The following is an 11,965-nucleotide window of genomic DNA, read 5'->3' on the forward strand; positions in this document are numbered from 1 at the left end:
TTGCTCCTTGGTAGAAATTAGGAGAATTGTTTGGCTGGTTCTTTGGCGATCGCTTCAGCATTTTCACTCCGCGTCGCTAGAGTTAAGAAAATTGCTTCTACTACACCAAAAAATAAATCTACAAAGGCAATCGATAAAAAGCCTTTATCTTGCCCAAAAAAGAACACGGCACAAATAAAAAATGTTGAACCAAAGGCTCTAGATGGGAATATTGATATCCAAGCAGTTGCCCGATAGCGATTAGGATCAAGTGCGCCCGGAATGTAAAACGCACTAATGATAAATAACAGCATTCCCGCCGCCCTTACCCAGATAATTGGGTCTGGTTGGTGCATCTTTAAAAACCACAACATTAACTCTGGAAAGAAGCAGGAGGGAATTACAAACAACATATTTACAATAATTCCCAGCCAAGTTACACGGCTAAACCACTTTGCATAAGTATTCATTCTTTGCTCCTAATTTACAGTATAAAAAATCTCCTCCCACCAGCATGATTTTCTGCATAAGCTTTAACTGTTCTGACTTCTGAATTCTTGCTAAGATTACAGTTGCTTCATGTACTCAACCAACGCATCTTTGTCTGCTGGTGAGAGTTCATTTCCATATACATGGCCGCTGTTGCTGTTTCCAGGTTTAGTCGTATCAAATTTAAAATATTGCTTGCCGTTCTCTTCACCAATAGTTGATACAAACCCAACTTTTTCCCGATCAATTACGTCGTATCCCCGATAAAATTCTTTGGGTCGATTCTCTGGTTTTTCTAGCAAATCTCGCAAAGTGGGAACTGAACCATTATGTAAATAAGGGCCGCGTAACCAAATACCATCTAGAGGTGAGTTAGCATAGCCATTTGTTTTACGGAAATTCTTAAACCGCCAAGGATAACCTGCATACAAAGTATTTTGGTTAGATAAAGTTTCGTAGGTAAAGGAATTTAAGCGATGGGGATCTGTACCAATTTCTTGAATGGGTACAACTTTACCTACATATTTTCCGTCAAAGGCATGGCAACTAGCGCAATTATTGGCAAACAGTTGTTTTCCGGTAGCAGCTAAAGTTTGATTAACTTCATAGGGATATTTAGGTTCTGGTAATGTCAATAGCCAATCAGCCACTCGTTGAATTCTATCTAAATCAATTGTCGTGGGTGTAACTCCTGCACCTAAAGCGGCACTTTTGTTACGTTCATCAACAGATTTGTTATTCCCATCCCAGTGTAATTCCATGCCTTTACGTGGTTTTTGATTCCAAATGGAAGGGAAATCGGATGTACCGATTAATTCATCCTCACGCAATTTATCCATTGGGAAATGAAATTGAATTGATTTATAAGGATTGAATGTATCGACTCTACCCGGCCCCCACTCTGGTTGATCATCAATAAATTTCAGGCGGTTTCTTTGATTAATTAGCGCGTCGCGGGTTTGGGGAATAGCAATAAACTGATAAACTAGCTTTTCTATGGGATTTAAACCGCCACTAATTTTTTCAATTTCTGGCAGCATTCGGTTGGTAGTAAAGCGCGAATCGATCGCCACATCTGATAAAAATTTAATATATCCCTGCAAGTTGACGACATTAGCAGGCATAGCTGTGATAATTTTGCGATCGCTATTTGGTGTATCACGTATTGTCCCGGTATGGCACACCGCACAATTCAAGCCAACACGGTTAATAAACACCCGCCGTTGCGAAAACCCAATGGGTAAATCTTTTCCTTTTTCTTGAATAAATCCCAAGGAAGTATAACCTTTAGCGGGTAATTTATCAGGAAATAATTCTGGCAGAACTTTCCATATCCAGTAAGGAACCCCATTGACCGCCTCACTACCAATGGAACCATATTTAAAATGTTCTTGGATATCAGCATAATCAACTGGGGAGTTAGATATAACAGGCCAAATTAAAAATATAACTACTGCTACAACTCCCACAATTGCAGCCACAATCCACTTAAAAACCGCCTTCGTTCCCTTTACGACGGTGGGAACTAGCGTCGGACTTGTTTGAGTCATAACAAAATTACTCTCTGGTTAATAGTCAAGAGTCAATGGTCATTTGTCATTAGTAAATTGATGTTTTATGCAACTTTTTCTTAAACCTAATCCCCAACCCCTTCTCCTACAAGGGAACTATGGTGTACACACAGCTATTCGTGTAGTACATCTGTCCCGCCTCGGAATTCATTCCGAGTCTCATAGCGCAAGTCATCTGAAGATGACTCAACTAAAAATGTATTCCAGTCCACTTAAGTGGACTTTGGCTATGAGCCTGGAACTTTAGTTCAAGGCGGGATGCGGTTTCATACAGCAAATTTTCGACTTGTGTGTCCACCGTAGGGGAGAGCTTTAAAAATAAATTGCACACCTTATTAAATCTGAATGACAAATGACAAATTAAATGTGTAATGCTGGAACTTCTGCGTTATGTTTTGCCGAATCATCACTATGAAAGACTGACATGACTTCTTTGATCATTGCGTCATGGTCATTATCAAAGCGACTGAGTTCATAACAACCCAGGGGATTTTCAATGACATTCAGCAGACATTTATTACAGTAAGTACATGGTCTATCGGGTAAGTCTTTACCTTGTTGCAATTGTTTTGCTAAATCGTTATTGGCAATCAATTGTCGAGCAATTGTCACACCATCACAATAGCCATCTTCAATAGCTTTGCGAATAAATGAACCTTGTTGAAAACCACCAGTACACAAAACCGGAATATTCACGGCTTGTTTAATTGCTTGGGATGAAAGTAAGTTTCTACCTTGGTTTTCTGCCAATAATTTTCTCATGACATCATCGGCGACATCATCACCAGTCAAGGCTGGCGGTGGGAGTTGTTTCTTCACCCGATTCCATAAGAATTTGAAAATTGGGTGTAGCAGTTTGTAACGGAATAAGATGTAGTTGCGAGTTGTATTTTCTCCACTAGAAAGCATTGTGTCATAAGTTTTGGTGATGACATCAAAATTAAAATCACCAATGGGGTTAAGGGGGTGAGGGAATAAGCTTCCTACAGAGACATGAACAGCATCAGCACCAGCTTCTTCAGCCCATTTACAAATCTGTACAGATTCTTCTAAAGTATTGCCGGGTTTTTCACAAGGAATCACAGCATCGTTGTAATCAATGGCACTAATTTTAAATTGCAGATGAAAATCATTACCAACTTCTTGCCGAATCGCCCGAATTACATCTAGTAAAAACCGCGCCCGATTTTCGAGTGAGCCACCATATTCGTCGTTGCGATCGTTAATTCCTGAACTAAGAAATTGGTTAAATAAATAACCGTTAGCACTGTGTAATTCTACTCCATCCAATCCCGCTAAACGCGCCCGTCTTGCTCCATCAGCAAACATTTGGATGGTTTCTTTAATTTCTTTTAAGGTCATTGCTTGGCAGCGCAAGCCGTGAAATGATTCAGTACGACTGGTAGAACTTAATCCTTTTAAATCATCGTTTTCTACACCACCAATGTCTTGCTGTCTTCCTGAATGGCTGAGTTGCAAAATGAATTTACAGTCGTATTCATGGACTTTTTCACCGACTTTGCGCCAAAAAGGAATCCTATCATCGCAGTGAATTGTGGCATAGTTGGGCATAATCCGACCGCGAATTGTTACAGGTACAAATGAAGTAATAATCGCGCCAACTCCACCACGGGCAAATTTTTCTTCCCAGTTAATTCTGGCTTGAGTACCTGAACCATCATAGTTATCCCACCTACCGGATATACTGGAGCGAAAAATCCGGTTTTTGACCGTGAGATTCCGAAATTGCAATGGCTTAAAGATAATATCGTTCTCCATACTCTCCCCCCTGTTTGCAATAGAATCAAGTATTAAAATTATTACTGTGTAACTGAAAAATACCCAGATAACTACCATTGATAGATGTTCTGGGGCTTCGTTTGAAATACTTACAAGTTCAAAATTGAGTTTTTCGGATTTCAGGTCAAAGATTAAGTTTTTGTTACTTAGTCTGCTGACCAAATATTCAACTAAAGGCTTACCCGTTAATGGTTGAGCCATTAAATCAGATTTTTTTATGAATGAGTTAAACTAGCATTCTCAACAAAACAAATCTTAAGAAATCCTGTTTTTGATGCTAAGGTTAACGCAACATTAATACTCGCTCCCAAACATAATTTGTTACAAAATTAACCTAGTTTAAAATCTCGCTTACAAGATAACAAATGATATTGATGATGCCAGGGTAAATTTACAATTTTTTAAGTAAATCAGTTGACAAAATAACGGTTTTCTTAGTGACGTTTGGTTAACTTGTGTAGTAATTTCATATATGACCGTGCCTAAAATTAAGGTGCAATATTCTTTATTTGCCATTAGCCAAAAATCTCTGAAAGATAAATCAGGAAAGCGGCAAATTAATGGTGAAGCTTTGTTATTAAGATGCACCTGATTAGGTTTAGGTGTTACTCATAGAGAGTTGTATGAACAAAATACGCCTACTGTGGAAGGGCTGTTTGGTGGTTGTAGCGGCGATCGCAATTATCATTTGCGGTTGGTACAGCACCCCAACAGCTCTAGCTGATGAGTATGGTGAAACACCTGCTCCCATCTCTCAAAAGTATAATGATGCGGGTTATGCTGATAACTGCGATGGTATCGGATATCTCCCGCCATATACTAAAGAAAATCTCACTGACGCTGAAAAAAGAGGCCGTTGTACTTGGTACTTATGGACTGGTGGTAATGGCGAATACTATCGGGATATCGCCAAGCTCACCCACGGCAATGTTGACTTACTCCAGCTAATTGACTCGAAGTACCATGATGAGCGTTTGAAACGCTTTGGTGCAATCAACGACCCCGGATGTGAAAAAGCCACAGAACCAGATAAATATGGGTTGTTGTTGGATAAGTGTAAAGACCCTCTTTCTACTGGTGTGATTGGGTTACGTAAGTTCCCAAACCCCAAATTTGATCCAGCAAAATGGAATGCTGAGAAATACGTCAAGGATGTATCTATTGAGCCTCCATATCTGATTGGACAGTCTTGTGCTATTTGTCACGTTGCTTTAGACCCACTCAACCCGCCCAAAGACAAAGAACACCCCCAATGGGAAAACCTTGTGCCAGCTTTGGGTAATCAGTACATTAAGGAAGCTGCATTATTTTCGCTCAAACTCAGAGATGATAGTTTCATCAAACAAGTCTTGCTGGCACAACGTCCCGGCACATCTGACACCTCAAGAATTGCGACAGACCATATTAATAATCCTAATGCGATTAACGCCATTTTTAATTTAGGCGATCGCCCCACATATCCCGAAGTGATGAACGATGGTTCCACCAAAAATGTTAATCACATTCTCAAAGATGGTGCAGACTCCACAGGTGTAGCTACAGCTTCTTTGCGTGTGTACGTCAACATTGGGATGTGTGGTGACTATTGGCTAAAACTGCACGAACCAATGTTAGGTCGAACCCCCCAACGTCCTTTTGATATTGAAACCGCCAGAAAGAATTGCGAAGGCTGGAGACAAACAGAAGCACGGATGGCTGATGCAGAAGCATTCCTCAAAACTATCAAACCGATGCACCTCAAAGATGCACCCGGTGGTGACGCTTTCTTAACCAAAGATGACAAGGTTCTCGAACGTGGCAAGATAGTTTTTGCTGATACCTGTGCATCTTGTCACTCTAGTAAAAAGCCACCTGCTGAAATTGCAGCAGACCCCGAACAAGCGAAGAAATGGTACGAAGAATCAGTACTGAGTAGCAATTTCCTCGACCACAACTTTTTATCGGATGACCAACGCTACCCAGTCACACTACTTGGTACTAACATTTCTCGTGCTTTAGGAACCAACGCGACTAAAGGCCATATTTGGGATCAGTTCTCTTCTAAAACTTATAAAGAACTACCTTCTCCTGGTCAAGTAACGCTGCATAATCCCTTCGATCAAGCCAAACCAATTAATTTCCAAATACCAGCAGGTGGCTTAGGATATTACCGCACACCTTCACTAATTAGTATTTGGGCAACTGCACCATTTCTCCATAACAACACTTTAGGTTTGTATAACGAAGATCCTTCTGTGCAAGGTCGGATAACAGCCTATAACGATGCGATGGAAAAACTGCTATGGCCAGAAAAACGGGAAAACATTATCAGCAGAACTAACAGCAAAACTAAATTAGATTTGCCTCCAGGAGATCCCAATCCGAGATTGCGTTTACCTGTACCTAAAGGTACACCTGTCAACTTGTTGGCAAACGTCAATATGAGAGAGGCGATTACTTCTCTGAATCTGGGTAACTTATTCCAAGATTTAAGACCAGGAGGTGGCATCAAAGGTAAACTCGCCCGCGTATTATTGAGAGCGAATAAATCTCCTGACTTCATTGAAGATAGAGGTCATACTTTTGGTTCTGATTTGTCTGATGAAGACAAAAAAGCACTCATCGAGTTTGTGAAAACCTTCTAAACAACTCGTCAGAATGCTGATCATTTAACTATTCGTTCCTAAGTACAACTTAGGAACGATAAATATTTAGAATCAGGACTTACGCACCAAGATGGTATGTGGAGATTGGGTTTAGGGGTGAAAGGGTATGGGGTATAAGGGTTTTGAATAATACACCCCTACACCCTGGTCTAAACCCTTGATATTGCGTCTCACTGCGTATGAAAAATAATAAAAATGGAGAATATAAATGCAGTATTTACCAATTATTTATGTGCGTGGCTATGCAGGAACAGATCAAGATGTTGACCAAACGGTGAATGATCCATTTTACGGATTTAATAGTGGTTCAACTCATATTCGGGTGGGAGAAAAAGGTACGCCGGAAAAGTTCTTTTTTGAAAGTCCTTTGTTGCGTTTGATAACTGACCACGGTTATCGTCCGGTGTTTGATAATAAGCAGTTGAGCAGTAATATCAAAACTATTTGGATTTATCGATTTTATGATATGACTTCACCGAGTTTTGGTGAAGAAAAAACCGTCAGGCTAGAAATGGAGGAAATTGCTGAGGGTTTACGAGATTTAATTAATGTTGTGAAAAAAGAAAGTGGTGCAAACAAAGTTTATTTAATCGCTCATTCAATGGGTGGTTTGGTCTGTCGGAGTTTAATTCAAAAAATTTATCCAGATCATAATGAAAAAGCGGAAGACCATATTGATAAATTGTTTACCTATGGCACACCGCATGGGGGAATTTATTTTCAAGTCGGGGGTGGTTTAATTGAAGGCATCAGAGATACTTTGAGATGGAATAATTCTGATGATTTTGGCCCGCAAAGAATGTATGAATATTTCACACCAAAAGTGAAATTAGCGCCAGATTTACCCCAAAATTTTGATACTCAAAGTCTAGATAATGCTTTTTCACCAGATAGGGTTTTTTGTATTATTGGTACAAATGCGCGTGATTATGAAAATGGTGCTGGTTTGTCACAAAAGGCTGTGGGGCCGCAGAGTGACGGTTTAGTACAAATAGATAAAGCTTATGTCAGAGGGGCGCATCGCGCATATATTCATCGGACTCATGGCGGCCGTTATGGGATGGTTAATTCCGAGGAAGCTTATCAAAATCTCCAAAGATTTTTGTTTGGTGATATCAAGGTAAAGCTATCCTTGAGTAATGTAGAATTAATTGACAGCAAAAATACTTTTTATCAAATGGAAGTCCGGGTGGCTTTGCGTGGTCTTCCTACTCCCATACACGAACAAGCCATTGACCGTTATTGTCCCATCACGGTGGAATTAATGCGGGATAAGCCTGTACCTTTGTTTACGGCTTTCTTAATTCCGCGCTATGCAGTAAACGCCGATAATACCTGTAGATATGCAATTCGGTTAGCGTTGCATTCCTTTACAAAAAAAGAAAGAGACTGGTTGTTTGATAGTCACATTGACCAGTTACCTTTATGGTCTGATTATTTAATTGTGGATGTTACAGCCGAAGATAATATATACAAAGCAAAATATTGTTGGAACTCTGAAAGTTTAGAACCAAATATTGATTTAATTTTAGGTGCTGATATTCTCTTACCGCAACGCGGTCGAGATGTAGTTGGTGCAGAATCAGCTATTAAATTGGAAATTTCGCAATGGCAATAATTTTATTCCTGAAGCACCAAGACTGTCTGTTAAGAATGGGTGTAAGGTTTTAGGGGTGTAAGATTTGATAACACTTACAACATTACTGTTTACTAGATTTTAACTAAGGTAAAGTTATGCAAAGCGATCGCAGAAAAACTGCCCTAATTACTGGTGCATCTGGTGGGATTGGTTATGAATTTGTGAAGTTATTTGCTCAAGATAAATACAATTTGGTATTAGTTGCCAGAAGTGAGCAGAAACTCCATCAAATTGCTGCTGAATTAAGAACTAACTTTAGGATTGAGGTCAAAGTTATTGCTAAAGATTTGGCGAATCCTGCTGCGCCAGAAGAAATTTTTGCTGAGTTACAACAAGCATCAATTAAGGTTGATATTCTGATTAACAATGCGGGATTTGCGAGCTATGGTTTGTTTAACGAAACAGATTTAACTGCGGAATTACAAATGCTGCAAGTTAATGTAATGTGTCTGACTCATTTAACCAAGCTGTTCCTGAAAGATATGGTGAAGCAAGGTTATGGCAGAATTTTGAACTTGGCTTCAACTGCGGCTTTTCAACCAGGCCCGTTAATGGCAGTTTATTATGCCAGTAAGGCTTATGTACTATCATTTTCAGAAGCGATCGCTAATGAATTAGAAGGTACAGGTGTCTCTGTAACAGCACTTTGTCCAGGGCCGACAGAATCAAATTTCCAAAAACGCGCCGCAATGGAAGACTCAAAACTTGTCAGTGGTCAAAAAATTATGGATGCGGAAACTGTGGCTAAAATTGGCTATGATGCCTTGTTTGAGAATAAAACCGTAGTTGTTCCTGGTTTGAAAAATAAACTACTTTCTGAAAGTGTGAGATTTACACCCAGAAAACTTGTGACCAAAATCGTCAGAAGTATGCAAGAAAGTAAATAAGACAAGGGGGATAAGGGGGACAAGGGAGATAAGAGAGCAGTATTTCTACCTTGTCTCCCCCCTCTTCCCCCTCTACCTTGTCTCCCCCCTCTTCCCTCTCTCAGCACTCAGCACTTTTCTCGCATCAGGATTTACACTAATACACAATTTACTCAGTACGGTGTTAGGCTGAAGTCCTTAAATACCAACTGTGTAAATTCTGATGCCATGTCTAAATTAGTATCAGCTTTATTAATTACCGCAACTTTCCTATTAACCGCCAGCCATGACTCAAAAATTTCATTGGCTGGAACTTGTGCTTCTAACTGTGGTAAGGCTCCACTTCAATTTACACCAGGACAACGTGTCCGCGTGCAAGTAGTTAACAGAACTCCGCGTGTGCTGAAACTGCAAAAACCTTCCATTACTGACCCAATTTCCCTCAATCCCGGACAGATTTTATATTTAGATCAGCTAGAAGGCACAGAACCAAACACATCTTTAATATTTTGGGATGAAACGGGTAGGTCAATAGAAGCTAATCTTTCTCGACCGAGTGTAGCTACCTTGCGTGTAGAATTGCGTCCGACTTGGCGCGTTCCTGGCGATCGCTCGGTGTACATTCAAGATGATGGTAGGATAAACGTGCTTTGAAGAAGGGAGGAGGGTGATTAGAGTTAGGTTTGAATCCCCTTCTTTCAATTAGAATTTTCCCATTCAGCAGACAGGCGACGAAAATTAAATACCTCGGCGCTGGGATGACAGCTAACACAGCTACTGAGTTGTAAGGGACGGGGTAAATCAACTTTAGGATGCAAAGCCTTAAACAAACGCGATTTATTCAAGCGATAGGGTGTTTCTTCGTCATTTCGTTGACTGCGAGAGAAATTAGCCAGATATCGCCACACCAAAATTCGGGGCGGATCAACTAATGGCTGGAGTTGTACACCATAATGTTGGGAGTCTTCTAAAAGATTTTTCCAAGTTTGGGTAGGTAACACTTCTGGAGGGATGGCTATATGACATTTACCACAATTTTCGATGTATAGTTCTTGTCCTAGCCCGTATGCAGCCGGAACTACATCAACTGTGCCGATTTCTGAAGTAGGAGTCGCACTGTAAACACTGTTTGCTGACGCAAATAGCCAACCCATCACCAGACTCCAAGCTACAATGAGCAAAAATAAACCAAAAGGGCGGCGTTTTTTGCGTTGACGAGATTGGCGTTTGACAAGATTTAACATTCCTCACATCCCCAGAGACTTGTAGCTAATCATTGTGACTTATCCGGCGTTGCTGATGTTGCGTTGGGTATTTGATTTGTTTAACTTCCCTTTTGCTTTCTTCAAAGTTAATCGCATTAATCCAAAAACCCCAGCAATTAACCGGAGTATACTAGAAAAGTATGAAATATTTATCTATCTTTCATACTTCATAATTCATACTTCAACTTTAATTACTGCCTGTGGAACTATCGTGTAAATCAGAATACGCAATTCTTGCCCTCATCGAAATGGCAACTCATTACGAAAACGGTGAACCGATGCAAATTCGGCAAATCGCTGCTCAACAAAGCATACCCGATCGCTATTTAGAACAACTTCTGGCAACCTTAAGACGTGGAGGTATTATCAAGAGTCAACGCGGCTCTAAAGGTGGCTATCTATTGTCGAAAGAACCTTGGAAAATTACGATATATGAAGTTTTAGAATGCTTAGAAGGTTTAGATGTACGTGTGAGCGAAGAAACATCGACTATCAAAAGTTTAGATAGTGCCGTTATCGATGAAGTCTGGCAAGAAGCCTGTCTAGCTGCAAATGCTGTTTTACAAAACTATACACTCCAGGATCTTTGTGAAAAAAGAGATGCCCGTAAACAGCTAGACATCATGTATTACATTTAGTTATTAGTCAATGCTCAATGGTCAATAGTCAATGGTCAATAGTTTTTACTCTTGACTGTGGACTATTGACTCTTGACTAATTACAAAGGAATATTATGCGAGTTGCCCGTAACATTACAGAAATTATTGGTCGTACGCCCTTAGTCCAGTTAAATCGTGTTCCCCAAGCCGAGGGATGTGTAGCACAAATATTAGTCAAGCTAGAAAGTTTGAACCCGTCAGCATCGGTAAAAGACCGCATTGGGATTAGCATGATTAATGCAGCCGAAGCCGAGGGATTGATTTCTCCTGGAAAGACTGTATTAGTCGAACCAACTTCCGGGAATACCGGCATCGCCCTAGCAATGGTAGCAGCCGCTAAGGGTTATCGCTTAATTTTGACAATGCCAGATACCATGAGTGGCGAACGACGGGCGATGTTACGCGCTTATGGGGCAGAATTAGAATTGACTCCGGGGCTGGAAGGTATGGGTGGTGCAATTCGCCGCGCCCAGGAGATAGCTAATACTACGCCACACGCATATATGTTGCAGCAATTTCGCAACCCGGCGAATGCCAAAATTCATCGAGAAACAACCGCCGAAGAAATTTGGGAAGATACCGAGGGTCAGGTAGATATGATTGTTGCTGGAGTGGGTACAGGTGGTACGATTACTGGTGTAGCAGAAGTTCTAAAAGCACGAAAACCAAGTTTTCAGGCGATCGCAGTTGAACCAGCCAATAGCCCAGTCTTATCAGGCGGACAACCAGGGGCGCACAAAATCCAAGGGATTGGTGCGGGGTTTGTACCGCAAGTTTTAAAGATGAAGTTTATTGATGAAGTAATTACTGTGACTGATGAAGAAGCGATCGCATACAGTCGAAGGTTAGCTAGAGAAGAAGGTTTATTATCGGGAATTTCTAGCGGTGCGGCTTTATGTGCTGCAATTAAAGTTGCCCAACGCCCAGAAAAAGCCGGACGCTTAATTGTGATGATTCAACCCAGTTTTGGCGAAAGGTATTTAAGTACACCGTTGTTCCAAGACCTGGAAGCAAAAATAACTACCAGCGTCAGCTAAAAATTACTTAGACTA

General features: G+C 40.6%; 10 protein-coding genes. 6 read left to right on the top strand and 4 right to left on the bottom strand.

What is annotated here, in order from left to right; all coding sequences use genetic code 11:
- Positions 1-17: 17 nt before the first annotated feature.
- The 3 genes from H6G79_RS17350 to H6G79_RS17360 all read right to left on the bottom strand — a co-directional run bounded on the left by H6G79_RS17350 (position 18) and on the right by H6G79_RS17360 (position 3,818).
- Positions 18-449 carry a hypothetical protein gene (locus H6G79_RS17350; RefSeq protein WP_190590299.1) on the bottom strand — a complete coding sequence of 144 codons (432 nt, stop codon included), beginning with the start codon at positions 447-449 and terminating at the stop codon, positions 18-20.
- A gap of 96 nt (positions 450-545) precedes the next feature.
- On the bottom strand, positions 546-2,018 hold the full coding sequence (locus H6G79_RS17355) for a cytochrome c (protein WP_190590298.1): 1,473 nt from the start codon (positions 2,016-2,018) through the stop codon (positions 546-548).
- A gap of 381 nt (positions 2,019-2,399) precedes the next feature.
- Positions 2,400-3,818, bottom strand: coding sequence for an NADH:flavin oxidoreductase (locus tag H6G79_RS17360; RefSeq protein WP_190590297.1), 1,419 nt, complete (start codon positions 3,816-3,818; stop codon positions 2,400-2,402).
- Between the two features lie 644 nt (positions 3,819-4,462).
- Between H6G79_RS17360 and H6G79_RS17365 the strand changes: the two genes are divergently transcribed.
- The 4 genes from H6G79_RS17365 (at position 4,463) to H6G79_RS17380 (ending at position 9,643) form a co-directional block, all read left to right on the top strand.
- Complete coding sequence (locus H6G79_RS17365; RefSeq protein ID WP_190590296.1) at positions 4,463-6,463, top strand: hypothetical protein; 2,001 nt, start codon at positions 4,463-4,465, stop codon at positions 6,461-6,463.
- A gap of 229 nt (positions 6,464-6,692) precedes the next feature.
- The gene (locus tag H6G79_RS17370; protein ID WP_190590295.1) at positions 6,693-8,102 is read left to right on the top strand and encodes a triacylglycerol lipase; all 1,410 of its coding nucleotides are present in this window, start codon (positions 6,693-6,695) and stop codon (positions 8,100-8,102) included.
- Positions 8,103-8,218: 116 nt separating this feature from the next.
- Positions 8,219-9,010: an SDR family oxidoreductase gene (locus H6G79_RS17375; protein ID WP_190590294.1), complete on the top strand. Its 792-nt coding sequence runs from the start codon at positions 8,219-8,221 to the stop codon at positions 9,008-9,010.
- A 207-nt stretch (positions 9,011-9,217) separates the two neighbouring features.
- The gene (locus tag H6G79_RS17380; protein WP_190590293.1) at positions 9,218-9,643 is read left to right on the top strand and encodes a hypothetical protein; all 426 of its coding nucleotides are present in this window, start codon (positions 9,218-9,220) and stop codon (positions 9,641-9,643) included.
- A gap of 44 nt (positions 9,644-9,687) precedes the next feature.
- Here the strand turns inward: H6G79_RS17380 and H6G79_RS17385 are convergent, their stop codons facing one another.
- Positions 9,688-10,233 carry a cytochrome C gene (locus H6G79_RS17385; RefSeq protein WP_190590292.1) on the bottom strand — a complete coding sequence of 182 codons (546 nt, stop codon included), beginning with the start codon at positions 10,231-10,233 and terminating at the stop codon, positions 9,688-9,690.
- A 221-nt stretch (positions 10,234-10,454) separates the two neighbouring features.
- Between H6G79_RS17385 and H6G79_RS17390 the strand changes: the two genes are divergently transcribed.
- Together H6G79_RS17390 and cysK are read left to right on the top strand one after the other, a co-directional pair.
- On the top strand, positions 10,455-10,892 hold the full coding sequence (locus tag H6G79_RS17390; protein WP_190590291.1) for an Rrf2 family transcriptional regulator: 438 nt from the start codon (positions 10,455-10,457) through the stop codon (positions 10,890-10,892).
- 95 nt (positions 10,893-10,987) lie between these two features.
- Positions 10,988-11,950 carry a cysteine synthase A gene (gene cysK, locus H6G79_RS17395; protein WP_190590290.1) on the top strand — a complete coding sequence of 321 codons (963 nt, stop codon included), beginning with the start codon at positions 10,988-10,990 and terminating at the stop codon, positions 11,948-11,950.
- Positions 11,951-11,965: the final 15 nt, after the last annotated feature.

This window comes from Anabaena sp. FACHB-83 (assembly GCF_014697485.1).
Lineage (GTDB): Bacteria > Cyanobacteriota > Cyanobacteriia > Cyanobacteriales > Nostocaceae > Nostoc_B.